Annotated in this window: 24 protein-coding genes; 15 read left to right on the top strand and 9 right to left on the bottom strand. The window is 65.1% G+C overall.

Translation table 11 applies throughout. From position 1 onward, the window contains the following. Both aac(3) and AC3EDY_RS09095 read right to left on the bottom strand, forming a co-directional pair. Positions 1–843, bottom strand: a complete 843-nt coding sequence (aac(3), locus tag AC3EDY_RS09100; protein WP_488572178.1) for an aminoglycoside 3-N-acetyltransferase — start codon at positions 841–843, stop codon at positions 1–3. A gap of 84 nt (positions 844–927) precedes the next feature. Next, on the bottom strand, positions 928–1680 hold the full coding sequence (locus AC3EDY_RS09095) for a L,D-transpeptidase family protein (RefSeq protein WP_488572177.1): 753 nt from the start codon (positions 1678–1680) through the stop codon (positions 928–930). Positions 1681–1887: 207 nt separating this feature from the next. On the opposite strand from AC3EDY_RS09095, the gene AC3EDY_RS09090 reads away from it, so the two are divergent. After that, entirely contained in the window at positions 1888–2538 is a 651-nt protein-coding gene (locus AC3EDY_RS09090) for a retropepsin-like aspartic protease family protein (RefSeq protein WP_488572176.1), read from the top strand. Here AC3EDY_RS09090 and AC3EDY_RS09085 read toward each other — a convergent pair. After that, positions 2510–3787, bottom strand: a complete 1278-nt coding sequence (locus AC3EDY_RS09085) for a DUF418 domain-containing protein (RefSeq protein ID WP_488572175.1) — start codon at positions 3785–3787, stop codon at positions 2510–2512. The two genes, AC3EDY_RS09090 and AC3EDY_RS09085, sit on opposite strands and share 29 nt — an antisense overlap. Positions 3788–3883: 96 nt before the next feature. Beyond that, positions 3884–5065 (bottom strand): SPOR domain-containing protein, encoded by a 1182-nt coding sequence (locus AC3EDY_RS09080; RefSeq protein ID WP_488572174.1) that lies wholly within the window; start codon positions 5063–5065, stop codon positions 3884–3886. 281 nt (positions 5066–5346) lie between these two features. Here AC3EDY_RS09080 and AC3EDY_RS09075 point away from each other — a divergent pair, with 281 nt between their 5' ends. Genes AC3EDY_RS09075 through AC3EDY_RS09065 form a run of 3 tightly spaced genes read left to right on the top strand, consistent with a single transcriptional unit; the run spans position 5347 to position 8088 of the window. Further along, positions 5347–6090 carry an AAA family ATPase gene (locus AC3EDY_RS09075; protein WP_488572173.1) on the top strand — a complete coding sequence of 248 codons (744 nt, stop codon included), beginning with the start codon at positions 5347–5349 and terminating at the stop codon, positions 6088–6090. A 17-nt stretch (positions 6091–6107) separates the two neighbouring features. Continuing rightward, entirely contained in the window at positions 6108–6662 is a 555-nt protein-coding gene (locus AC3EDY_RS09070) for a hypothetical protein (protein ID WP_488572172.1), read from the top strand. Positions 6663–6681: 19 nt separating this feature from the next. Further along, positions 6682–8088, top strand: coding sequence for an SPOR domain-containing protein (locus tag AC3EDY_RS09065; RefSeq protein ID WP_488572171.1), 1407 nt, complete (start codon positions 6682–6684; stop codon positions 8086–8088). A gap of 70 nt (positions 8089–8158) precedes the next feature. Here the strand turns inward: AC3EDY_RS09065 and AC3EDY_RS09060 are convergent, their stop codons facing one another. Next, complete coding sequence (locus AC3EDY_RS09060) at positions 8159–9214, bottom strand: ribonucleotide-diphosphate reductase subunit beta (protein ID WP_488572170.1); 1056 nt, start codon at positions 9212–9214, stop codon at positions 8159–8161. A 220-nt stretch (positions 9215–9434) separates the two neighbouring features. Between AC3EDY_RS09060 and AC3EDY_RS09055 the strand changes: the two genes are divergently transcribed. Beyond that, the gene (locus tag AC3EDY_RS09055; protein WP_488572169.1) at positions 9435–9698 is read left to right on the top strand and encodes a DUF2171 domain-containing protein; all 264 of its coding nucleotides are present in this window, start codon (positions 9435–9437) and stop codon (positions 9696–9698) included. Positions 9699–9862: 164 nt separating this feature from the next. Here AC3EDY_RS09055 and AC3EDY_RS09050 read toward each other — a convergent pair whose 3' ends face one another. Next, positions 9863–10261, bottom strand: coding sequence for a PepSY domain-containing protein (locus AC3EDY_RS09050; RefSeq protein ID WP_488572168.1), 399 nt, complete (start codon positions 10259–10261; stop codon positions 9863–9865). A 284-nt stretch (positions 10262–10545) separates the two neighbouring features. After that, on the bottom strand, positions 10546–12561 hold the full coding sequence (locus AC3EDY_RS09045; protein WP_488572328.1) for a ribonucleoside-diphosphate reductase subunit alpha: 2016 nt from the start codon (positions 12559–12561) through the stop codon (positions 10546–10548). A 393-nt stretch (positions 12562–12954) separates the two neighbouring features. Here AC3EDY_RS09045 and AC3EDY_RS09040 point away from each other — a divergent pair, with 393 nt between their 5' ends. Further along, positions 12955–13338 (top strand): GlsB/YeaQ/YmgE family stress response membrane protein, encoded by a 384-nt coding sequence (locus tag AC3EDY_RS09040; protein ID WP_488572167.1) that lies wholly within the window; start codon positions 12955–12957, stop codon positions 13336–13338. A 51-nt stretch (positions 13339–13389) separates the two neighbouring features. Here the strand turns inward: AC3EDY_RS09040 and nadB are convergent, their stop codons facing one another. Further along, positions 13390–14982: an L-aspartate oxidase gene (gene nadB, locus AC3EDY_RS09035; RefSeq protein WP_488572166.1), complete on the bottom strand. Its 1593-nt coding sequence runs from the start codon at positions 14980–14982 to the stop codon at positions 13390–13392. A gap of 518 nt (positions 14983–15500) precedes the next feature. Next, positions 15501–16460, bottom strand: a complete 960-nt coding sequence (locus tag AC3EDY_RS09030; protein ID WP_488572165.1) for an ABC transporter ATP-binding protein — start codon at positions 16458–16460, stop codon at positions 15501–15503. Between the two features lie 94 nt (positions 16461–16554). Between AC3EDY_RS09030 and AC3EDY_RS09025 the strand changes: the two genes are divergently transcribed. From AC3EDY_RS09025 to AC3EDY_RS08985, 9 genes are all read left to right on the top strand, one after another. After that, positions 16555–16788: a zinc-finger domain-containing protein gene (locus tag AC3EDY_RS09025; protein WP_488572164.1), complete on the top strand. Its 234-nt coding sequence runs from the start codon at positions 16555–16557 to the stop codon at positions 16786–16788. A gap of 90 nt (positions 16789–16878) precedes the next feature. Then, the gene (tldD, locus tag AC3EDY_RS09020; RefSeq protein ID WP_488572163.1) at positions 16879–18321 is read left to right on the top strand and encodes a metalloprotease TldD; all 1443 of its coding nucleotides are present in this window, start codon (positions 16879–16881) and stop codon (positions 18319–18321) included. A 97-nt stretch (positions 18322–18418) separates the two neighbouring features. Further along, positions 18419–18844 (top strand): hypothetical protein, encoded by a 426-nt coding sequence (locus tag AC3EDY_RS09015; RefSeq protein WP_488572162.1) that lies wholly within the window; start codon positions 18419–18421, stop codon positions 18842–18844. Between the two features lie 11 nt (positions 18845–18855). Further along, positions 18856–19407 carry a DUF924 family protein gene (locus AC3EDY_RS09010; protein ID WP_488572161.1) on the top strand — a complete coding sequence of 184 codons (552 nt, stop codon included), beginning with the start codon at positions 18856–18858 and terminating at the stop codon, positions 19405–19407. A 32-nt stretch (positions 19408–19439) separates the two neighbouring features. Next, positions 19440–19958, top strand: coding sequence for a GNAT family N-acetyltransferase (locus AC3EDY_RS09005; RefSeq protein ID WP_488572160.1), 519 nt, complete (start codon positions 19440–19442; stop codon positions 19956–19958). A gap of 54 nt (positions 19959–20012) precedes the next feature. Then, complete coding sequence (gene ispG, locus AC3EDY_RS09000) at positions 20013–21155, top strand: flavodoxin-dependent (E)-4-hydroxy-3-methylbut-2-enyl-diphosphate synthase (protein ID WP_488572159.1); 1143 nt, start codon at positions 20013–20015, stop codon at positions 21153–21155. Continuing rightward, positions 21152–21784, top strand: a complete 633-nt coding sequence (locus AC3EDY_RS08995) for a hypothetical protein (protein ID WP_488572158.1) — start codon at positions 21152–21154, stop codon at positions 21782–21784. The genes ispG and AC3EDY_RS08995 overlap by 4 nt, the downstream gene beginning before the upstream one ends. Beyond that, a complete protein-coding gene (locus AC3EDY_RS08990; protein WP_488572157.1) occupies positions 21781–22263 on the top strand; it encodes a GNAT family N-acetyltransferase in 483 nt (160 codons plus the stop codon). The genes AC3EDY_RS08995 and AC3EDY_RS08990 overlap by 4 nt, the downstream gene beginning before the upstream one ends. A 49-nt stretch (positions 22264–22312) precedes the next feature. Beyond that, on the top strand, positions 22313–23068 hold the full coding sequence (locus tag AC3EDY_RS08985; protein WP_488572156.1) for a murein L,D-transpeptidase catalytic domain-containing protein: 756 nt from the start codon (positions 22313–22315) through the stop codon (positions 23066–23068). Positions 23069–23084: the final 16 nt, after the last annotated feature.

Genomic DNA, 23084 nt, shown 5'->3' with positions numbered 1-23084 from the left:
CTACTCCATGCCGACGTTTCCGGATCGGTGTTCGGTCACCCGAGTTTCAAGCCAGCGGACCGCGAAGGCCAGGATAGGGCGGGCATCGACCAACAGCGAAGGCGCCGCACCGATCAGGCCCTGGCGGCCGCCGCCAGTTTCGACATAGGCGGTCACGATCTGCTCGATGTAGTTTTCCGGCAAAGCCGCGTGGACGGGTTCGGTCGTATCGAATTCTTCCACGAACCGCCATGTGATGCCGTCGCGCCCGGCAAACGGCGTTTCGATCCGGACCGTTTTCTTGCCGGGTATGTCGGCAAGATGGTCGGCATGATGGACCAGCGTCATGGTATCCCACGGCGCGCCCACCATAAGGACGCGGCCACCTGTCGCGACCAGCCTGGAAAAGGGCGTGTCTTCGCCATAGCCATAGTCAAGCCGGTGATCGGCGGTGATCCAGTCGGCCAGATTGCCAACCGCCGCAACCGATGCGCCAGGGTTGGCGCTGCGTCGTGCGCCTGGCATTGTCCGGACAAATTCGGCAATCACGCCGTTCAGCCGTGTGGCACGTGACGTTTCCGGATCGAACCTTGGCAGATGATCCCGCCACTCGGGCAAAACGCGGCTTTCATGGTCCAGCAGATCCTCGTGAAAGCTGTCCCAACTGGTGTAGACGAGCATCGTGCCGTCCGGGCCGATCACGTCGAGAATGGCGTGCGACAGCGTATCGGGCCCGTTGAGAAGCGGCCCCACCCGGCGCATGGCTGCATGAACCATCACGGTGTCGCCTGCTTGCAAGCCGAGGCGGATCAGGTCCTGGCCCAGCGAGGCGCGGGTGCGGAAATCGGGCAAGGCGTCCTCCATAGAGCCAGAATGACCGGAGAGGGCAGACTATGGGAAATGCTTCAAGGGCGACAGCCCGAACCACTTGGCGCAAGAAAGGGGCGCCTAGGCACCCGGGTTGATCGATCCGCCCACGTCCAGCCGTTTGCCGTCGGTGACGATGACCTTGTCGCCCAAGCTTGCCACTTTGAACAGGCGCTTGGCAAATTCGTTCGGCACGCCCACGCAGCCATTGGTGGCATAGCCTTTCTCCACTTTCGATCCATGGATCGAGACGCCATCGTTGGTAAGCCGCAGCATCCACGGCATTGGTGCGTCATAGATGCTGGAAACGTGGGTGGCATCCTTCTGAGTGATGGGAAAGACGCCCAGCGGCGTGGGCTTGTCGCCGTAGCCCTTGAGAATCGCGGTTGCGCCGATTTCGTGCCCGTTGCGGAACACCGACAGGACGCGGGCGGAGAGGTCGACCGTGATGACCAGCGGCCCCGGCTCGCCCCGGCTTTCGTCCCAATAGAATTCACCAAAGCGGATCGGACCGTCGATGCGCAGCACAGATTTGACCACGAAGGGCGTATTCGGGCCGGGTGGGGCCGGAGCAGGGGAGGGTGGCCCCCATACGGCCGAGGGTGCGCCCGTCTGCGCCAATGCCGTAGGCAGCGCGGCGGGGGCATCGTCATCGTCCCCGGCAAGGCTGCGCGCCAGATCCTGGCCAACGTGAAACGCAAGCAGCATGGCCAGCCCCGTGGCACAGGTGCCCAGGGCAAGCACGCCCAGGCGCAGCCAGCGCGCCTTGCGTGCGCCGGGGGTTTTTCCACCCGGCCAGAAAAACGCGCGCCATCGCATCGGCCCGCCCGCCATGCCAAACCGTCCTTTCACACTGACGACAGCTTGGTAACGATAGCTTCTGCCCACGCACGGGGAAAGCGTTCGATCCTCCCCGTCCCGCCCGGGGACATCGCCGGCCGGCAACGTTAACGGCCCCGCTTCCCCCGATGTCGCAAGGCCCCGGCAAGGACTTTTCGCCATGTTTCAGCTTGCGGCAAGGTTGGCTGTGGCAGGAAGGCCATGATGATCGATCCTGCGCATCTGCTCGGTACCCTGCCACCGTGGCTTACCAGCCCGTCGCCCTTGCTGGCGGCCGCTCTGGTGGCGATGGTCCTGGTTGTCTTTGCCGGCTTTGGCGGCGGCGCCCTCGCCCGCCTCATGCGGTTTTGCGGCAATCTGGTGCTGGTGGGCGTGTTTGCCGTGGCCTGCTTGCGCTTCGTTCACCTCGACCCGTCGTTCGCGCGCTTCATGCCCAGCATCGGCATGCCCGAGGCGCAAGTGGCCGGGGGCGAAGTTCGGGTGCCGCTGGCGGCCGACGGGCACTACTGGATCGAGGCCAGTGTCAACGGCACGCGCACGCGTTTCATGGTCGATACCGGCGCCACGATCACCACCCTATCGGCCGAAGGCGCGAACGCTGCGGCGATAGAGCCCGATCCCTTGCGCCTGCCGGTGGTCATGCGCACGGCGAATGGCGACATGGAAGCGCAGATGGCGCGGATGGAGACTTTGAAATTCGGTTCGATCGTGGCGCGCGACATGGACGTAGTGGTCAGCGACACCACGGGCGGCCTCAACGTGCTGGGCATGAACTTTCTCAACCGCCTGAAAGGCTGGCGGGTGGAAGAAGGCGTGCTGATCCTTACGCCGCGCCATCCGCAGGTGGTCTGACGCTCCGGAACGTCAGCCTCCGCCATCCCCATTCCAGCGGACCCTGGCCGAACCGGGTCAGCCAGACCCCTGGCCAGGCCAGCATCAGCATCCAGCCGCCGACCGCGAACAGCGGCAGGCTGGCGCGCGGCACCGCATGGTTGCCACCCCAGCCCAGACCGGCACCCCAGCCGCAGAACAAGGCGCTCATGACCACGCTGGTGCCGATGTAATTGGTGAAAGCGCAGCGTCCCGCAGCCACCAGCGCCCGCGCTACGGCTTTTAGCGCCAGTGCGGGCCAGGCCAGCAACAGCGCCGCGGCATAGCCCAGAGTCATGGCCAGGCGTGGCAGCGCAACAAGGTCGGTAGTGACGGCGAAGGTCAGTTGCGGCGGCCATCCGGCACGATCCGCCCACCAGGCCAGCGCGGCGGTGGCTGCTCCGCCCACGCCGATTCCGGCGATGGCCGTGGCCACCATGGCGCGGCGAGGCCAGCGCGCGGTGAAAAAGCCATTTTTCAGCAAGGCCATGCCAATCAGCATCAGCGGAAAAGTTTCGCTGAACGTGTTGAGCGTGGCCGTCAGCGGGAAAGCGGGTGTGCCTAGGGTGCGCAGCGCCACGGCCTCGCCCCAGCCGGCACGCAGCACCTTACCATCTGCGGCAAGCGACTGGCCGATGCGGGCAGCGATATCGGCCATCGCGGCCCGGTCGGCCGGCGTGCCGATCCCGGCCAGGGCCCGCTGTTCAACGGCGATCGCCGGCAGCGCCGCCAGCCCGTCAAGCGCATGCGCAAGCACGAAAACCGGCAGCGCGATGGCCAGCAGCGGCACCGGGTCGAGGCGCCGCAGCGGCATCGCCAGCAAGCCGCACAGGGCATAGGCAAACAGGATATCGCCCCACCACAGCAGCGCATAGTGCAGATAGCCGAACAGCAGCAGCCACAGCAGGCGCCGCGCCTGCACGGCATCGGGCGAAAGGCCCCGGCGCTGCACGCTTTGCGCGAACAGCACCATGCTGGCCCCGAACAGCAGCGTGAACAGGCCGCGCATCTTGCCGTCGAACAGCACGAAGCTGGCCACGAACCAGGCCAGGCCTGCCCCGTCCGGCTGCGGCAGCGCCGGGCTGAGGCTGGCCAGTTGGGGCCCCCAGAAGCCGGTGACGTTGATCGCCAGTATACCCAGCACCGCCAGCCCGCGCAGGAAATCCAGCGCTGCAATGCGTGGCGGCGGGGGTTGCCCACCCGTGGGAACGGGAACGTCACCCATGTTCATGCCCGCCGCCATGCACCCGGCACGGCGAGGGCGCAAAGCCCAATTTTGCGTGACTCCCGATCGGCCTGGGCCTCTAATCGGCTGGGTCAAAGCCGTCTAGGGCCTGAGCGGAATGCAATCCACGCCCGCGCTTTTCAATGCGGCACAGGCACGGGCGGCCTCGGCCTGGTTGGCAAAGCCGCCCGCCAGAACGCGGGTGACGCTGCCCTGCGTCAGATCGATGCGTGGGTGCCCGGCCATTTCCGGCCGCCCGCGCACGCGCGCCCACAAGCCATCGGCATTGCCCTTTTGCGCAAAGGCGCCCAGTTGCAGGCGCCAGGCGCCCGTTGCGGCCCGCACGATCTCTTTCGGCGGCTGCACGCCGGACAGTGCCTTTGCGGGAGGGACGGGCTGGGGCACGGCGGCCAGCCTGGGCCGGGCAGGCTGCGCCGCAGCGGGCGCGGCCATGCGAGGCCGCGGCACTTCCACCGGATTGGCATAGCTTGCTCCGGCCATGACCCGGTCGTCGCCGTCCGTGGCTGCCATGGCCTGCGACGGCGGCAGATCTACCGGCGTGAGCGGCGCCGGGCCGGGCCGGGTCGCGGGGATCCCCGGCAAGCGTGCCGCGGTGGCCGCAACGGGCGCGCCGGACGGCGCTTCGGGTGCGGGCGTCGCAACGCCAAGTTCGGCAGCGGCCAGTTCGCGCGAACGCTGATCGCTGGTGCGCGTTTCCAGTTCGCTGGCGAGCGAGGCGCCCATCTGGCGCTGTTGCAGGGGGATCACTTCGTTCATCATGCGCAGGCTGTCGATTGCCTGGGGCAGGCCCACGGCGGCCGCTCGCGTCATCAGGGCATAGGCGCGCACCCAATCCTTGGGCTGGAAATCGCCGTTGAATGCGGCCACGCCCAGAACGTACATCGCGCGCGGTTCACCGCGATCGGCCGAGGCTTTCAGCCATGGCACCGCTTGCGTCTGGCGTCCCGTCTGGAACAGGAGGATGCCATAGTTGTCGGCCGCGCGGGCGTGGCCCTGGCGCGCGGCCTTGTGAAACCAGTCTTCGGCTCTGGCCATGTCCCTGGGCATCCCACGCCCCAGCTTGGCCGCCTGGCCCATGTTGAATTGCGCATCGGCATCGCCGCTGGCCGCTGGTCCCTGCCATTGCTGGACAGCGGCGGCATAGTCCCCGCGTGACCATGCGTTCACCCCGTCGCGGACATCGGCCCGTGCCACGGCGGGAAGCAGTGCGGCCATCGCGGCAAGCGCGGCCATGGCCCGGATGGTGCCTGTCGTGGTTCGCATGCCTGTCGTGGTTCGCGGGGCTGTCATGGCGAAACGAATCTCTTGCCGTTGGTTGAACCGATGATTTCGCAAAGCACTTGCGCGGAAATGGTAAACAACTTTTCCCGTCTCGTCACCGCCGGCGTGGCCGCATGCGCGGCAGCGCATATTCCGGGCACCGGTTCGGCGGCCATGCAGGGCGTGGCGCAACCAGCACCTTCACGGCTGGAGTGTTAACCAAAATTTCAGCGCAATCTGCGAATCCCCCTCATCTGATCGCACTGCAGTTTCAGGGGGACATCTTGCGCGTATTGGCCTTGGCTTCGCAGAAAGGCGGATCGGGCAAGACCACGTTGTCCGGCCACCTCGCCGTGCAGGCGCAGCGTGCCGGTGCCGGACCGGTGGTGCTGATCGATATCGACCCGCAAGGTTCCCTCGCCGATTGGTGGAACGAGCGCGAAGCCGATTTTCCCGCCTTTGCGCAAACCACCGTGGGCCGTCTGGCCCAGGATCTGCAACTGCTGCGTCAGCAGGGTTTCAAGCTGGCGGTGATCGATACACCGCCCGCGATCACCATGGCGATCCAGTCGGTCATCGCGCTTGCCGAACTGATCGTGGTGCCGACCCGGCCATCGCCCCATGATCTGCGCGCGGTGGGGGCCACGGTCGATCTGTGCGAGCGCGCCGGCAAGCCGCTGATCTTTGCGGTCAACGGCGCCACGCCCAAGGCGCGCATCACGGCCGAAGCGATCGTCGCGCTTTCCCAGCATGGTACCGTGGCGCCGGTCACGATGCACCACCGCACCGATTTCGCCGCGTCGATGATCGACGGGCGCACCGTCATGGAAGTCGATCCCGCCGGCAAGTCCGCCGCCGAAATCGCCCAGCTGTGGAGCTATATATCCGAACGGCTCGAAAAGAACTTTCGCCGCACCGTGTTTGCCGTGCCGCAGCAGGGGCAGGCCGTCATGGCGCCGGTCAGCGCGCTTGGCGGCGTTGCGCCGCGCCCGGTGGGTAACTTCGGCCGTCGCGTGATCGGCTCGTGAGCGCAAGGGAACCGCTTATGCCCAGCCCGGAAGCCAAGCCTCTTGCCTCGCTCACCGCATCGTTGCTGGCGCGCAAGGGCACGGCGCGCCCGGCCATGCGCGGCCATGTCTCGCTCGATTGGGCCAGGACCGGAGATGCTCAGGCCGATCCGGCGCCGGCCGCCCTGCCGCCGCCGGCCGCCCTGCCGCCGCTGGCCGATGCCCTGCCGCTTGCCGAAGTTGTGGCTCTTGAGGAAGCCGGGGAAGATGAACGCCGCCCCGAAGTGCTGCGCCAGATCGTTCAGCTTCCGGCGCTGATGGAGCGCAAGGTTGCCGCCAATCGCCGTGCCACGCAGGATGTGGAGCAGCTGCCGGGCCGGAAAGTGGCTTTCACCTTGCGGCTCGATCCGCGCCGCCACGCCCTGTTGCGCGCCTGCTGCACCGCCGAACAGCGCAGCGCCCAGGCCTTGCTGGTCGAAGCCCTGGATCGCCTGGTCGATGCCACGCCCGGCCTGGAAGACGTGCTTGCCGAACTTGCCCAATCCGCCCTCTCGCCCCACGCGCACCCCGCTGCCAAGCGGCGGCCACGCTGATCTCATGCCGGGAAATATCATGATCGCGCACCAGATGTTCCGCATGCTTGCCACTACGGCGCTTGCCGCCGGCCTCGTTTCCGGGTGTGCCCAGGGCACGTCTCATCCTGGCCAGACAGCTTCCCGTGCACAGGCGAAACTGAATGGCGGGGAAGCCGTCAAGGCGGTTGCGCTGGCCGAACAGGCCGTGCTCGCCGATCCGCGCAACCCCGGCTATCGCATGCTGCTTGGCAGTGCTTATATGCGCGCGGGCCGCTTCCTGGCCGCGCGCCAGGCCTATGACGATGCCATGGAACTTGGCCTGGATGACGGCAAAGTGGCGTTGAGCCTGGCATTGACCGATATTGCGCTGGGCCACGGCGATGTCGCTCTCGATACGCTGGTTGCCCATCGCCAGCAGATTCCGGTGGCCGATTACGGGCTTGCCCTCGCCCTTGCCGGCCAGGCCGATCAGGCGGTGGCTCTGTTGAGCAACGCGGTGCGCGCCGGTGACGACACGCCCAAGCTGCGCCAGAACCTGGCCTATGCCCTGGCCATGGCTGGCCATTGGCGCGAAGCGCGCGAAATGGCGGCGCAAGATGTTCCGGCCGACCAGGTTCCCGGTCGCATGGCGCAGTGGGCGCAATTGAGCGATCCGGGCAACATGCGCCTGCGCGTGGCCAGCGTGCTGGGCGTGCCGGTGCGCATGGACGACGAAGGCCAGCCCATTGCGTTGGCCTTGGTCAATTCCCCCGCGCCCGGCACGGCCGGCAAGCCGGTTGAGCAGGCGGTCGAAGCAGCTACCGCCCAGGCCGGCGCCGCACCCATGCTGGCCCAATTCGCTGCGCAGGAACTGCCCGCCATCGACAATGGCGCTGCGCAACCGCAAATGGCCGATGCCAGCGCCGCATCCTCTGTGGAAAAGCTGGCGGCGATCGACATGCCCCCATCTGCCGCCGCTGGCGCCACGGCGCCGGCCGGATCTTCTCCGGCCCTGGCACCGGCGCCGCGTGCCGGCATTGCCGCGGTCCCCGCTCCGCTGCTTCTGCGCAAGCCCGCCAAGGCGGACCGTGCGCCCGCCCTGGTGGCCCGCGCCGCTCAAGTCCGCGCTGCCAGCCTGGCTGCGCGCCCCGACGCACGGCCCGCTGGCACGCATCTGGTACAGCTTGGCGCCTTCTCCACCCAGGAAGGCGCACACCGCGCCTGGCGCCACTATCTGGCGATGAACCCCGCGCTCAAGAGCTACCGCCTGGTCATCACCCCGGCAACGGTCAACGGCAAGCAATTCTGGCGTACCCAGGCCGCGGGCTTTGCCAGCGCCGATCCGGCGCGGTCGCTGTGCGGCTCGGTCAAGGCCAAGGGCGGTGCGTGCATCGTGCTCGACAGCCCGGTCACCGGCCGGCCCGGGGCGGCGCCGGCCGTGCGTTTCGCCAGCAACCGCCGCTGATCAGGACCGCGATTGAAGCCGGGGCGGGGAAGCCTATCCACTCCCCCGCCATGAACCGGCACGCCAGGCGTTACTCGGCGGCGATGCCGGCGGCGCCGAACATGTCCACGTCCGCCTCGGCCGGTTCGGCCGTGGTATTGGCGGCCTTGGCCATGCGGCGGTTGTCGAAATTGGACCACACGTCGTTCCAGTTGCCGCGCGTGGCGGCCTTGGAATATTCGGTGGCGCGGGTTTCGAAGAAGTTGGCATGCTCTACCCCGTTGAGCAGCGGGGCAAGCCAGGGCAGGGGGTGTTCCTCGATCATGTAGATCGGGTCAAAGCCCAGCTGGCCCAGCCGCCAGTCGGCGATGTAGCGGATGTACCGCTTGATTTCCTTGGGGCTCATTCCCGGCACCGGGCCTTGTTCGAATGCCAGATCGATAAAGGCGTCTTCGAGCCGCACGGTCTTCTGGCAGCAATCGAGAATATCTTCCTTCACGGCCTTGGTCAGGCAATGGCGCTCGGCACAGAATTCCTTGAACAGCCGCGTTATGCCCTCGCAATGCAGCGATTCGTCGCGCACCGACCAGCTTACGATCTGGCCCATGCCTTTCATCTTGTTGAAGCGCGGGAAATTCATCAGCATCGCGAACGAAGCGAACAGTTGCAGCCCTTCGGTAAAGCCGCCGAACATGGCCAGCGTGCGGGCGATATCCTCGTCGTTCTCCACGCCAAACTGCTGCATGTAATCATGCTTGTCGCGCATTTCGGCATATTCGAGGAACATGCCGTATTCGCTTTCGGGCATGCCGATCGTGTCGAGCAGGTGCGAATAGGCGGCGATGTGGATCGTTTCCATGTTGGAGAACGAGGCCAGCATCATTTTCACTTCGGTGGGCTTGAACACCCGGCCATACTTTTCGTGATAGCAATCCTGTACTTCCACGTCGGCCTGGGTGAAAAAGCGGAAGATCTGCGTCAGCAAATTGCGTTCGTGGTCCGACAGTTTCTGGGCCCAGTCGCGGCAATCCTCGCCCAGCGGCACTTCCTCGGGCATCCAGTGGATCTGTTGCTGGCGCTTCCAGTACTCGTAGGCCCAGGGATATTCAAAGGGCTTGTAGGTTTTGCGGGCTTCGAGAAGAGGCATGGCGGCTGTCCTGTTGGATCGGCTGATATAGGAGGCTTCAAGCGGCGGGAAAGGTCTGGGAAGCGACGGCGGTATCGGGGCCGGGCGGTGCCGGTCGACCCGGCAGAAAGAGCAGGTGCGGAACACGGGAACGGCCCGCCCGGCGCGGCATTGTTCGGAAAAGGGCATCCGGGCGAAAGACACCCGCGTTTCCCTTGCCAGACAATCGAGGAGGCTGGGCATGACCGGCAACGACAGCAATCCCGTCGCAAGCCAGATTCGCGAACACATGGCCGTCATCGGCGCCGACGGTGCCCCGGTGGGCACGGTCGATCATGTCGACGGGCACCACATCAAGCTGACCAGGGCCGAAAGCGGCGCCCATGCCGGGCACCATCACTACATTTCGCTGGGCCTTGTGGCGGGTGTGGAGGATGACATCGTGCGCCTTTCGGCCAATGCCGATGTCGCTATCACGTTCGAAGAAGAGGAAGGGGAGCAATAGCGCATCACGCCCCGTCCCGATCACGGTTTCCCGCAAAGCCGCGTCCCCTTCGCGGCCAGGTCGTCCCTGGCGACCGGAAGGCGTCCCGCTCCACGTCGTACGTTGCGGGACGCTTTTTCCGTCCACGGCCGCCCCAACCGCGGCGCGGACCGGGAACCTGACACTCAGTCCCAGAACCAGCCCGGCTTCAGGCCGCGATTCTTGCGGTTGCGCCACATCTGAACATACATCCAGAGGCCCGAAACGCCGAAGAAAATCATGGCGAAGCCCGATAGCGTGCTGATCGCCACGCCCACCGGGCCAAAGCTTTCCCCCGAATGCAGGTGATGCAGCAGGCCGACGACCGACCGGCCGCCGGTCGGCTTGGGCCGGCATATGTAGTTCGCCGGACAGACGAAGGCCGGTACGGGCGGCGGACCGGCCATGAGCGCTTCCTTGCCCGGGGGCGCCTTGCGTTCGCCACCGCTGAGCAGCGGCACGATCTGGCTGAGCGTGCCGGTCACGGCGATCCACAACAGGAAAATTCCGAAAAACACCGAAATCCAGCGATGCCACTTGCGCATTGGTCGATCCCCTATGGCTGATGCGCCCCATGCCGCCGTCCGTGCAGGCCTCCGGGCCGACATCGACGCCGGCCGGGCGAGGCCGGGCGCCGTTGTGCCGCTGCCCCGCCCCCGGGGGCAAGGCGCGAAATGTCGCCATATGTAACATGATCAGGCAGGTGGTCCGGTCCGGCATGGGGGCTACGCTGGCAAAAGGGCGAAACGAATGGGCCGGGCGGTGCCCATGGCGATGCGGCCACTGGATGTCCACCGAAAGGGTTCGGCGCGACATCCGATGCCCACGGTTACTGGCAGGCCAGGCATTCCTCGTAATCGGTCTGCTTCACGTCCAGTTCGATGCGCCGCGCCTCGGCGGTGTTGTCCGCTTCCACCCCGCCGGCGAAACCGGCTCGCTGGACCGATTTGGAACGCAGGTAATAGAGCGACTTGATACCCTTCTCCCAGGCCTGGAAGTGCAGCATCAGCAGATCCCACTTGTCGACGTCGGCAGGGATGTAGAGGTTCAGTGACTGTGCCTGATCGATATAGGGCGTCCGGTCTGCCGCAAATTCGAGCAGCCAGCGCTGGTCGATTTCGAAGCTGGTCTTGAACACCGCCTTCTCGTCGGCCGACAGGAACTCCAGATGCTGGACGGAACCGCCCCGCTCCAGAATCGAATTCCACACGTTGGTGGAATCCTTGGCTTTCTCGCGCAGCAGTTTTTCCAGATAGGGATTCTTGACCACGAACGAGCCGGATAGTGTCTTGTGCGTATAGATGTTGGCCGGAATCGGTTCGATGCAGGCTGACGTGCCGCCGCAGATGATCGAGATCGATGCCGTGGGGGCAATCGCCATCTTGCACGAAAAACGCTGCATCACGCCCATGTCGGCCGCATCGGGGCAGGGGCCGCGTTCCTGGGCCAGCAGCAGCGAGGCTTCGTCGGCTTTGGCGGCGATGTGGCGGAACATCTTGAGGTTCCACGCCTTGGCCATGGCGGATTCGAACCCGATGCCCTTCTTCTGCAGGAATGAATGGAAGCCCATCACCCCCATGCCGACCGAACGCTCGCGTGCGGCGGAATACTTGGCGCGGGCCATCTCGTCAGGGGCGCGATCGATGAAATCCTGCAGCACGTTGTCGAGGAAGCGCAGCACGTCCTCGACAAAATGCTTGTCGCCCTGCCATTCGTCCCAGGTTTCCAGGTTCAGCGAGGAAAGGCAGCACACTGCCGTGCGATCGTTGCCGAGGTGATCGATGCCCGTCGGCAACGTGATTTCCGAACAGAGGTTCGAGGTGGAAACCTTGAGGCCCAGATCGCGATGATGCCGGGGCATCATGCGGTTCACCGTGTCGGAAAAGACGATATAGGGCTCGCCCGTGGCCAGACGCACTTCCACCAGTTTCTGGAACAGCGAGCGGGCATCGACCTTGCCGCGCACCGAATTGTCCTTGGGGCTCCGCAGGGTGAATTCGGTGCCGTCGCGCACGGCTTCCATGAACGCGTCGGACAACAGTACGCCGTGGTGCAGGTTGAGTGCCTTGCGGTTGAAATCGCCCGACGATTTGCGGATTTCGAGAAATTCCTCGATTTCGGGATGCGAAATATCGAGATAGCAGGCGGCCGAGCCGCGGCGCAGCGAACCCTGGCTGATCGCCAGCGTCAGGCTGTCCATCACGCGCACGAACGGGATGATGCCGCTGGTCTTGCCGTTGAGGCCGACGTTCTCGCCGATTCCCCGCACGTTGCCCCAGTAGGTGCCGATGCCGCCCCCGCGCGAGGCGAGCCACACGTTCTCGTTCCAGGTCTTGACGATGCCCTCGAGGCTGTCTTCCACCGAATTGAGATAGCACGAAATGGGCAGGCCCCGGCCAGTGCCCCCGTTCGACAGCACCGGCGTTGCCGGCATGAACCACAGGTTGGAAATGTAATCGTAAAGCCGCTGGGCGTGATCCTTATCATCGGCATAGGCATCGGCCACGCGCGCAAACAGATCCTGATAGGATTCGCCGGGCAGCAGATAGCGATCGTCGAGCGTTTCCTTGCCGAACGCGGTCAGCTTGGCATCACGGGCCGCATCGGTGACGATGGCAAAGCGGCGCGGGTTGACTGACTTGGAATCGAGCGGGGCCTTGACCGCGGCCGCGCGCGCCGCATCCGCTGCAATCGCCGTGGCAACGGCTGCGAAAGGGGCTCCCGGCGGGGCCGTCACCGGGTCCGCAGCAGCATCCGCATTGTGCTTGTCGTCTGCCTGCATGTCCTGCGTCCTTGCTGCAAGTGTGGCCAGCCCACCTTCCAGTCCCAGTTCGTCCTGCGCCATCAACGCCGTCCCATCGCTCAGTTCCCCGGTCCTGAAATTCACGCTCGTTCCCCAGCTTGCCATCAACGAAACAGAAAGGGAACAAAATCCCGCCCTGTTCGATCATCGTGCCAGTCGCGACACCAAAAACGCCAGCAACGTCAAAGGGTCCGCTCGATATCGAACGGCGCGCGACCCGATATGGGTACCGCTTGACGATAACTAGGTTTGGTTGCCCCCGGTCAACGCGACCACAACCCATAGTGCTTGAACCGCGAGTGGCAGGCAAGTGGGGCATTGCGGTAGGAGGCATGCGATTCGTCGCAAGCACGATTCGCTTCGTCGCTAAAACGCCACGTTGCAGCGCAGCGACGCGCGAGGTTTCCATGGGTTCAAGAGGCAAAGTGCCGCGGCATGGATTTTTTTGCCCTTGCCGGCTTTGCTGTGGACAACGAAATGTCCAGCCACGGTTGGCGCGATATCCCCGGTTGTTCGACACGCCGCGCGGGGGCTGCGCTGCTGGCGCGAAATCAAGGAATTCTGGTCATGGGCTATGTTTTCTCGATGCTGTTGTTGGGCTTGATGGTAGGCATCGCTGCCCGGTTTTTCTATCCCGGGGCCGTGGAAATGGGGCTGATGCGGACGATCCTTCTTGGCATCGGCGGGGCATTGGTGGCAGGCTTCGCGGCGAGCCTGGCCGGCCGTGGCAGTGTGCGCGACGGGTTCGACCGCGCTGGGTGCCTGGCCTCGACCGTGGGCGCGATGCTGCTGATCTTCCTTGGCCGGCATGTCTGGTAAGCCGGTGGCGCCGCTTCGAGCCTAGCCGCTTCGAGCCTAGTCGCTTCAAGCTTAGTCCGGGACCAGGATCGTTTCGCGCGCAGCCGGCTGGGCCTGCGGAAAATCCTGGTTGTAGTGCAGCCCACGGCTCTCGCGGCGCGCCCTGGCGCTCTGCACGATAAGATCCGCCGCTTCGAGCAGATTGCGCAACTCGATCAGATCGGCCGTGACGCGCACGTTGCCGTAATATTCGTGGATTTCGCTTTTGAGCATGGCGATGCGGTGAGCGGCGCGTTCCAGCCGCTTGTTGGTTCGCACGATGCCTACGTAATTCCACATGAACCGGCGCAGTTCGGTCCAGTTCTGCTTGATCACCACGTCCTCGTCGGAATCCGATACGCGGCTTTCGTCCCACACGCGCACGGCGGGCGGCAGGGAAAACGCGTCCCAGCGATCGATAATGTTGCGCGCGGCGGCGTCGCCGAAGACGAAGCATTCGAGCAGGCTGTTCGAAGCCAGGCGATTGGCGCCGTGCAGCCCGCTTTCGGAACATTCGCCCACCGCATAGAGCCCGGCCAGATCGGTGCGCCCGGCCAGATCCACCAGCACGCCGCCACAGGTATAATGCTGCGCCGGCACCACCGGGATCGGCTCGCGCGTCATGTCGATGCCGAGCCCCAGCAGTCGCTCGTAGATGTTGGGAAAGTGGCCGCGGACGAACTCGGGATCCTGATGGCTGATGTCGAGATGGACGTAATCGAGCCCCAGCCGCTTGATCTCGTGGTCGATCGCGCGGGCCACCACATCGCGCGGGGCCAGTTCTTCGCGCGGGTCGAAGCGCGGCATGAAGCGCTTGCCTCCACCAGGAAAACCCGGGGGGATTTTCAGATGGCCGCCTTCGCCGCGCACCGCCTCGGTGATCAGGAAGTTCTTGACCTCGAGATTGTAAAGGCACGTGGGGTGGAATTGCATGAATTCCATGTTGGAAATGCGGCAGCCCGCGCGCCAGGCCATGGCGATGCCGTCGCCAGTGGCGCCGCGCGGAGCGGTGCTGAACAGATAGGTGCGCCCGGCACCGCCGGTGGCCAGGATCGTGGCCCGCGCCGTCAGGCACTCCACCTTGCCGGTCGCGGCATTGAGCGCATAGACGCCCCATACCCGCCGATCGCCTTTGGGGTGGGAACGATGGCGGTCGGTAACCAGGTCGATCGCCACCATATCGGGCTTCAAAGTGATGTTGGGATGCGCCATCGCGGCACGGATCAGCGCATTTTGCACGGCAGCGCCCGTGGCATCGTCCACATGCACGATGCGCCGATGCGAATGGCCGCCTTCGCGCGTCAGATGCAGGCTGCCGGCGTCTTCGTTGAACGGCACCCCGATCTGGGCCAGCCGGGCGATCGCCTCGGGCGCATGCTCGACGACATGTTCCACCGTTTCCCGGCGATTGAGGCCGCACCCCGCGATCATCGTATCGCGCACGTGATCTTCGAACGTGTCGCCTTCGTCGAGCACGGCGGCAATGCCCCCCTGCGCCCAGGCCGTGGATCCACCGTCGAGGCGGCCTTTGGCCAGGACCAGCACCCGGCAGCGCTCGGCCAGAACCAGCGCCGCCGTAAGGCCTGCGGCACCCGAGCCGACGATAACCACATCCTGCCCGCTCATGGCCGGGTCCTGCGAAAAAGAGGCGGAATCTTCACGCGGGTCTCTTTGCCCGGGCGGCTGCCGTTTGAAAAGCCATTTGGCAATCGGCCGGCTTGGGCAAGGGGGCGTTCCGCCCACAGAGGCATAACTTAAGTTATATGACGATAGCTGATTCCTCTTCAGATTTGATCTACAGATTGTTAAATTGATCTGTCTCGTACGCGAACGAGGGAGTCGGGGGATGAAATGATGTTCGGTCGTTTTCTGTGCCTGTTCAACCGCCATCGCCCCCAGCGTGACAAAGTCACTTGGGACGGCCTTAACTACCATGCCGAATGCATCCATTGCGGCCGGCCGGTCTACCGCCTCCATGGCGGCGGATGGCGTCTGCGCCGTATCGCGGTTGCAGCTGAAAAAAGCAGCTAAAACAGAAAATTAATTTGAACTGACGGGATCGGATGGAAACACGGACGGGCGCGGTCGCAAAAGACCGCGCCCTTTTCCTTTCGGAATGTTGCCGTCCAGGACCCAGCGCTGTTTCAGGCCGAGGCTGTCAGGCTCACGAACACGTCTTCGAGATCGGCTTCGCGGGTCGATACATCGAGAATGTCGACACCCAGGGTTTGGATCAGGCTTAACACTTCGCCCGCATTGCTGCGATCCTTGTCATAGGTGATCTCGACCTGTCTTTCGTTAAGGATGGACCGGACGAAGGCAGGGTGCTGCGGCGCCTGTTCCAGCGGCCGGTCGAGCGTCAGCACCACGACCTTTTCGCGCGCCATGCCCACCAGTTCGCGCGTCGGCTTGTTGGCGATCAGCCGCCCATGGTTGATGATGGCGATGCGGTCGCACAGTTGTTCCGCCTCTTCGAGGTAATGGGTGGTGAGCACCACGGTAACGCCGCCGGCGTTGAGTTCGCTCACCAGTTCCCACAGCTGGCGCCGCAATTCCACGTCCACCCCGGCAGTCGGCTCGTCCAGCACCAGCACGGGCGGCGTGTGGACCATGGCTTTGGCGATCAGCAGACGGCGTTTCATGCCGCCTGAAAGCGAACGGGAATAGGCCTTGGCCTTGTCGGCCAGATGAACCGCGCGCAGCAGTTCCATCGAGCGGCGCAGATGCCTGGGCACGCCATAAAGCCCGGCCTGAATATCGAGGACCTCGATCGGGGTGAAAAACGGATCGAACACGATTTCCTGCGGTACGATGCCGATCGCGGCCTTGGCATTGCGCCGATCGGCATCGATGTCGTGCCCCCAGATTTCCACCGTGCCCGAGGTTTTCAGCACCAGGCCAGCCAGGGTATTGATCAGCGTGGATTTGCCCGCGCCATTGGGGCCGAGCAGGCCGAAGATTTCCCCGCGCGGCACATCGAAGCTGACCCCTTCGAGCGCAAGCTTGGCCGGCGCCTTGCCGGCAGCGGCATAACGCTTGACCAGATCGCGGATGCGAATGGCGGGGGGAGCGGCGGTTTCGCGCAAGGCGGCAGGCGTATTCATGGCCCGCTTCCTGCCCCCAGTTGCGGGCCAGGTAAAGGCTTCAATCGGCAAAACGGCAATTGTGCGGTGCGGTCGCATTTGCTAGGCGGCGGGCATGATCCAGCCACCCGAAACGATCTTCACCGATGCCACCCGCGTGAGCTGCGACGGGTCGACCGGCATTCGCACTACCGGCGCTTTCAAGCCTTCGGCGCTCGGCCATCCACGCGTGTGGATGGAAATCGACGAACGGGGCTATGCCGAGTGCGGCTATTGCGACAAGCGCTTCGTGCTCAAGGGTGGCCCGGCCGATATCTCGGCCGGCACTGGCGAGAACCAGGCCGCCTGAAGAATAGGGCTGCCCGAAGAACCAGGCCGCCTGACAGTCCGGTTTCCGCATTGGCTGGCGCGCGGGCCGGTGGGTGCCTATATCGGTGCGATGACGCCTTCCACCGACACCCGCTCGCTGCTTTATCGCCCCGGCCTGCTGACGCCCGATGACGCGCAACGCCTCGTTCGCACGGCTCTCGGGGCTTGCGACGATGGCGAGCTTTTCCTGCAATTCGTGGCGAGCGAGAGTTTCGGCTTCGATGACGGCCGCCTCAAGACTGCCGACTATTCGCGTGACGCCGGTTTTGGCCTGCGCGGCGTTTCGGGCGAAATGACCGGGTTTGCCCATGCTAACGAGATTTCCGCCGCCGCCATTGCCCGCGCGGGAGAAACGCTCAAGTTGCTCGATCCGGCCAAGAGCCGTGCCGCGCCACCTCCACGGCGCAACAACCGTCATCTTTATACCGATGCCTCGCCGCTCGATGGCGTGCCGTTCGAGGCCAAGGTGCGCCTTCTGGAACAGATCGATTCTGCCGCGCGCGCCCGCGATCCGCGGGTGGTGCAGGTATCCGCCTCGCTTGTCGCGTCGTGGTCGATCGTTGAAGTGGTACGGGCCGACGGTTTTGTCGCGCATGACGTGCGCCCGCTCGTGCGGCTCAACGTGGCAGTGGTGGTCGAGGAGAACGGACGGCGCGAAACCGGCTCGTTCGGCATCGGGGGGCGGCGGCTTTACGATGATCTGTTCCGGCCTGAAACCTGGAACCGAGGCATCGACCAGGCGCTGCACCAGGCGCTGACCAATCTTGCGGCGGTGGCCGCTCCGGCAGGCGAGATGACCGTGCTGGTCGGCCCCGGCTGGCCTGGCGTCCTGCTGCACGAGGCAGTGGGCCACGGGCTGGAAGGTGATTTCAACCGCAAGGGCACCAGCGCCTTTTCCGGCCGCATCGGCCAGCGCGTGGCGGCGCCGGGCGTAACCGTGGTGGACGACGGCACCCTGCTGGATACAGGGGGACAGGGGCGGCGCGGTTCCCTTTCCATCGACGACGAAGGCACGCCAACTCAGGAAAACGTGCTGATCGAGGACGGCATTCTGAAAGGTTATATCCATGACCGGCTCAATGCCCGGCTGATGGGCGTTGCCCCCACCGGCAACGGCCGCCGCGAAAGCTATGCCCACGCGCCTCTGCCGCGGATGACCAATACTTTCATGCGTGGCGGCAACGACGATCCGGCCGAGCTGTTGTCGCGGATCAAGGACGGCATCTTCGCCAAATCGTTTGGCGGCGGGCAGGTCGACATTACCAGCGGCAAGTTCGTGTTCACCTGCACCGAAGCCTATCGCGTCAAGGATGGCAAGCTGGGCGATCCGGTCAAGGGCGCCACTCTGATCGGCGACGGCCCCACGGTGCTGACCCGCGTGACCTGCATTGGCAACGATTTCGCGCTGGACGAAGGCATCGGCGTGTGCGGCAAAGCCGGGCAGAGCGTGCCGGCGGGGGTAGGGCAACCCAGCGTGCTGGTCGATGGATTGACGGTCGGGGGAACGGCCTGACGCCACCTTTCAGGCGCAGTTCAGACCGAAGGCCGTATCGCTGCGTGCGGTCGACGTCGCATACAGGAGACGTCGTATCCAGGAAAAGAGGCAAATCATGATGAAGCAGGCTGAAGTGCTGGCTGTTTCGCTCGCCCTTGGCGGCATGATGCTGGCTGGAACCATGGCCCAGGCCAAATCGAAGCCGACCCCGCAGGAACAACTGGACAAGCGCCTTGACGGTCGCGTGCCGGGCAAGCCGGTGAACTGCATCAGCCTGCCCAGGGTTTCCAGCTCGCAAGTCTATGACAAGACCGCGATCGTTTATGATGCCGGCAACACGCTATACGTGCAGAAGCCGCGCACCGGGGCGGAATGGCTGCGCAGCGACGATGTGCTGGTGACCCGACTGCCCAATGCGCAGCTTTGCGCGATCGATACGGTGCAACTGCACGACAGGGTCAGCGGGTTCTGGCGCGGCTTCGTCGGCCTCGATCAGTTCGTGCCGTATACCCGGCCGAACAAGGCAGCTCAGGCCGGCTGAACGGCAGCACAGTGGGCACGCCACGCGTCTGGGCGCAGGATCTTTTGCATCTCTGGTTCCACCGGCTTTCGCCGAAGGCACGCTTTGCCGTCGATCCCGCGCTCGATGCCTTGCTGGCAGCGCGTTACGGGCGCTGGCTGGCGGCGCTGGCGGCCCGGCCCGTGAGCAGCCTGGCCAGAGACCGTGACACGCTGCGAGCCGCCGTCCTGCTGTTCGACCAGGTACCACGCAACATGTTCCGGGGCACGGCGCGGGCTTTTGCCCATGATGTCCGTGCAGTTGCCCTGGCGCGGCTTGCGCTGCGGCGCGGCTGGGACCGGGGGCTCGATACCCAAGCGCGCCAATTCCTTCTGCTGCCGCTGATGCACAGCGAACACCGTGCCGATCAGCGTGAGAGCCTGCGGCGCTTTACCGCGCTTGGCAGCAGCGAGGTTCGCCGTTTCGCCGTGGCCCATGCGCGCATGGTCATGCGATTCGGGCGCTTTCCCCATCGCAATGCGGTGCTGGGCCGGGTCAGTACCGCGGCCGAACGGCGCGCCCTGGCCGCCGGCAACCGGTGGTAGAAATTTCCGCCCGCCGACCCTATTGACCCGGCATGACCATCCTGCGCCTTGCCCGTCCCGAAGACGCAGTGCCGCTCGCCGCCCTGGCCCATCGCGCCCTTTCCGCCAAGTTCGCGCATCTCTACGCGCCCGAGGACTTTGCCGCGTTCCTGGCCGAGGCGCATAGCGACGCGGTCACCGCGCGCCAGATCGTCGATCCGGGCATGCGCGTGGCGGTGATCGAAGAAGACGGGCGCCTGATTGCGTTCTGCAAACTGGTGCTCGACAGCACGCTGCCCCGCCAGTTCAGCAATCCGCAGCGGCCGATCGAGCTGAAACAGCTCTATACCGATCCCGACCGCATCGGCGGGGGCCTGGGCCGCCGGTTGATGGATTGGGCACTCGCGGTCGCCCGCGATCGTGGTGCAGACGAGATGCAACTGACCGTCTATAGCGACAACCCCGGGGCACAGCGCTTCTACCATCGTTTCGGCTTTGAAAAGATCGCCGATATCGAATTCTGGGTGGGCAATCACTGCGATCCCGAATTTCTTTTTGCCTGCAAACTCTGACGGTCTTTCGTGCCGGGTGGCGCTATGCCTGTGCAGCAGGTATAAGCCGTTGCCATGAGCGAAATCCGTCCATGGCGCACGATCGTGCGCCGCAAGAGCCGCCAGATCATGGTGGGCAGCGTACCTGTCGGGGGCGATGCCCCGATCACGGTCCAGACCATGACCAACACGCCCACATCCGACGCGGTGGCGACGATCGACCAGATCCGCCGCTGCGAGGACGCCGGGGCGGATCTTATCCGTGTGTCCTGCCCCGATGTGGAAAGCACGGCCGCTTTCGGCAAGATCGCCAAGGCGGCGCGCATTCCCGTCATCGCGGACATCCATTTTCACTACAAGCGCGCGCTTGAAGCGGCCGATGCCGGCGCGGCCTGCCTGCGCATCAATCCCGGCAACATCGGTTCTCCCGATCGCGTCGCCGAAGTGGTGCGTGCGGCCAAGGCCAACGGCTGTGCCATCCGCATCGGCGTCAATGGCGGCAGCCTGGAAAAGCACCTTCTCGAAAAGTATGGCGAGCCGTGCCCGGAGGCGCTGGTGGAATCGGCGCTCGACCACATCAAGCTTCTGCAGGATCACGATTTCCACGAATACAAGGTCGCGGTTAAGGCCTCTGACGTGTTTCTCGCGGTTTCGGCTTACATGGCGCTGGCCGAGGCGGTGGATTGCCCGCTGCACCTGGGGATCACCGAGGCCGGAGGCCTTATCGGCGGTACGGTCAAATCGGCGATCGGCATCGGCAATCTGCTGTGGGCCGGCATCGGCGATACGGTGCGCGTTTCGCTTTCGGCCGAGCCGGAAGAGGAAGTGCGGGTCGGTTTCGAGATTCTGAAAAGCCTGGGCCTGCGCACGCGCGGGGTGCGCGTGGTCTCGTGCCCCAGTTGTGCCCGGCAGGGTTTCGACGTGATCCGCACGGTCGAAGCGCTGGAGGCAAGGCTTCAGCATATCAAGACGCCGCTGTCGCTTTCGGTGCTCGGCTGCGTGGTCAATGGCCCGGGCGAAGCGCGTGAGACCGACATCGGCCTTACCGGCGGTGGCAACGGCAAGCACATGGTCTATCTTTCGGGCGTCACCGATCACACCGTGCAATCCGAAGAGATGCTCGATCACATCGTCGCGCTGGTCGAGGCCAAGGCAGCCGAAATGGAAGCCGCGGCACAGGCCGCTGCGCTACCCAAAGTGGGCGAACCGGCCGAGTGAGACGCGCTGTCGCGTCGATTGTCACCTCGGTCATGCTCGTGGCCGGCGCCGCCCGGGCGCAGAGCCCCGGCACCGTCGGCGATCAGGCGTTTCAGGCTGCTCTTGCCCGGTTCGAACAGGGCGATACCAGCATCGATGCCCGTGCGCTGCGCTGGCAGAATCGGGCGCGGCTGGGGGGCGCCGTGCCGGAATGGGTCGATGCGCGGGCGGCCTGGGCGCGGGTCGAGCGCGATCCGGCAGGCAGCCTGGACCTGGCGCAAGCGCACCGCTCGATCGATCCGCTCAATCTCAACGCGCTCTATCTCGAAGAGCAGGCTTTGCCCCGGCTGGGCCGCGCCGATGAAGCGCGCCTGCGCCATGCCCAGATCCTGATCCTGTTGCGCGGTATCACCGGGGGGCAGGACGGCACGACGCGCGACAAGGCGTGGAACGTGGTCAGCGCCGCGGAAAAGGACAGTGCCCTTGCCCTGCTGGGTTTCAAAGTCACTGCCGAAACCGTCCGTCGCGATGCCGGTCATGCCTTTGCCGTGGTCACCGCCGCGCCGCCGACGGGAGGCGCGGCGGTGACCATCTGGATCGGCATCGATGCGCTGGTGGCCCCGCAGGCGGCGCCGGGCGGGCCGCAATGATGGCGAACATCCGTTCCGCCACGCGCGCGGATCTGCCGCTCATCGCCGCGCTGATCCGCGATCTGGCGGCCTATGAAAAGCTGAGCCATGACGTGCGCTTTGACGAGGCCGTTCTGGCTGATCACTTGTTTGGCCCGCGCCCCATGGCCGAGGTCCTGGTGGCCGAAGTGGACGGGACCGGGCAGGGCTTTGCTTTGTTCTTCCACAATTTTTCCACGTTCGAAGGCCGCCCGGGCCTCTATCTGGAAGACCTTTACGTGCGGCCCGAGGCGCGCGGCGCCGGGTTGGGCAAGGCCTTGTTGCAGCGCCTGGCCGCGCTTGCGGTGGAGCGGGGCTGCGCGCGGCTGGAATGGTCGGTGCTGGACTGGAATGCGCCGTCCATTGCCTTTTATCGCGCGCTGGGCGCGCGGATGATGGATGCGTGGCGGATCATGCGCGTGGATGGCGTTGCGTTGCAGCAACTGGGCACTGTGGCATAAGGATATTTCATGCTAATGCTATTCAGCTTTTGACCATGAAGCCGATGGCATGATCGGGATTATGACGCGGAACCGGGCACGCTTTTCTTTCGCCACGCTGCAGGCGTCTTTCGGAACGCCACAGGCGTCTTTCGGAACGCCACAGGCGTCTTTCGGAACGCCACAGGCGATCGCCGCTGCGGGGCTGTCCCGCCGCGGCCTGTTGCGCGGGGCCATGGCCACGGGCGCGGCGCTGACCGGCGCCCTGGCAGCGCCGCGCGTTTTTGCCCAGGCCTGGTCGATGCCGGCGCAGCACCGTCGCGTGCTGGATCTGGCGGCGCAGCAAAGGGACCGCGTGGCCAATCTGCTGTGGCATACCGATGTGGTGGGCATTGCTGATTTCGGACTGCCTTCAGCGCTGCCGCGTTTCCATTTCGCCGATCTGGAAGCGGGGCGGGTCGATTCGGTCCTGGTCGCCCACGGGCGGGGATCAGACCCCGAGCATGATGGATTTCTGAAGTTGTTTTCGAATCAGATCAACAGCCTGGCTACATCGCGCGGGGCCTTCGTGACCAACGAATGGTATCGCGGCAAATATGGCAGCTCGATTCGCTTGACCGGGGTGGATCCGGATAACAACCTGGCCCAGGATCGCGCCATCGTGGTGCACCCGGCCTGGTATGCCAATCCCGACATGCTGGAAAAGTGGGGCAAGCTTGGGCGCAGCGATGGCTGTTTTGCCATGCCCGAGGCCGATTTCGGCAAGGCCTTGTGGCGCCTCGCGGCCGGGCGCCTGATCTATGCCGATCGGTTGAGCTTTGCTTGAGCCCGCGGCGCGCTCG

It is taken from the genome of Novosphingobium sp. DS6-6, assembly GCF_057784975.1.
This window is presented reverse-complemented; position numbering and strand designations above follow the sequence as displayed.

What these genes read in the sequence shown, in the direction of transcription:
- AC3EDY_RS09040 (WP_488572167.1), top strand. Translation starts at nt 12,955, where the DNA reads ATGGATTTTTTTGCCCTTGCCGGCTTTGCTGTGGACAACGAAATGTCC.
- AC3EDY_RS09015 (WP_488572162.1), top strand. Translation starts at nt 18,419, where the DNA reads ATGATGAAGCAGGCTGAAGTGCTGGCTGTTTCGCTCGCCCTTGGCGGC.
- AC3EDY_RS09090 (WP_488572176.1), top strand. Translation starts at nt 1,888, where the DNA reads ATGATGATCGATCCTGCGCATCTGCTCGGTACCCTGCCACCGTGGCTT.
- AC3EDY_RS09065 (WP_488572171.1), top strand. Translation starts at nt 6,682, where the DNA reads ATGATCGCGCACCAGATGTTCCGCATGCTTGCCACTACGGCGCTTGCC.
- AC3EDY_RS09085 (WP_488572175.1), bottom strand. Translation starts at nt 3,787, where the DNA reads ATGAACATGGGTGACGTTCCCGTTCCCACGGGTGGGCAACCCCCGCCG.
- tldD (WP_488572163.1), top strand. Translation starts at nt 16,879, where the DNA reads ATGACGCCTTCCACCGACACCCGCTCGCTGCTTTATCGCCCCGGCCTG.
- AC3EDY_RS09030 (WP_488572165.1), bottom strand. Translation starts at nt 16,460, where the DNA reads ATGAATACGCCTGCCGCCTTGCGCGAAACCGCCGCTCCCCCCGCCATT.
- AC3EDY_RS09045 (WP_488572328.1), bottom strand. Translation starts at nt 12,561, where the DNA reads ATGGCGCAGGACGAACTGGGACTGGAAGGTGGGCTGGCCACACTTGCA.
- AC3EDY_RS08985 (WP_488572156.1), top strand. Translation starts at nt 22,313, where the DNA reads ATGATCGGGATTATGACGCGGAACCGGGCACGCTTTTCTTTCGCCACG.
- AC3EDY_RS09060 (WP_488572170.1), bottom strand. Translation starts at nt 9,214, where the DNA reads ATGCCTCTTCTCGAAGCCCGCAAAACCTACAAGCCCTTTGAATATCCC.
- AC3EDY_RS09055 (WP_488572169.1), top strand. Translation starts at nt 9,435, where the DNA reads ATGACCGGCAACGACAGCAATCCCGTCGCAAGCCAGATTCGCGAACAC.
- ispG (WP_488572159.1), top strand. Translation starts at nt 20,013, where the DNA reads ATGAGCGAAATCCGTCCATGGCGCACGATCGTGCGCCGCAAGAGCCGC.
- AC3EDY_RS09095 (WP_488572177.1), bottom strand. Translation starts at nt 1,680, where the DNA reads ATGGCGGGCGGGCCGATGCGATGGCGCGCGTTTTTCTGGCCGGGTGGA.
- AC3EDY_RS09050 (WP_488572168.1), bottom strand. Translation starts at nt 10,261, where the DNA reads ATGCGCAAGTGGCATCGCTGGATTTCGGTGTTTTTCGGAATTTTCCTG.
- nadB (WP_488572166.1), bottom strand. Translation starts at nt 14,982, where the DNA reads ATGAGCGGGCAGGATGTGGTTATCGTCGGCTCGGGTGCCGCAGGCCTT.
- AC3EDY_RS09025 (WP_488572164.1), top strand. Translation starts at nt 16,555, where the DNA reads ATGATCCAGCCACCCGAAACGATCTTCACCGATGCCACCCGCGTGAGC.
- AC3EDY_RS09070 (WP_488572172.1), top strand. Translation starts at nt 6,108, where the DNA reads ATGCCCAGCCCGGAAGCCAAGCCTCTTGCCTCGCTCACCGCATCGTTG.
- AC3EDY_RS08990 (WP_488572157.1), top strand. Translation starts at nt 21,781, where the DNA reads ATGATGGCGAACATCCGTTCCGCCACGCGCGCGGATCTGCCGCTCATC.
- AC3EDY_RS09005 (WP_488572160.1), top strand. Translation starts at nt 19,440, where the DNA reads ATGACCATCCTGCGCCTTGCCCGTCCCGAAGACGCAGTGCCGCTCGCC.
- AC3EDY_RS09080 (WP_488572174.1), bottom strand. Translation starts at nt 5,065, where the DNA reads ATGCGAACCACGACAGGCACCATCCGGGCCATGGCCGCGCTTGCCGCG.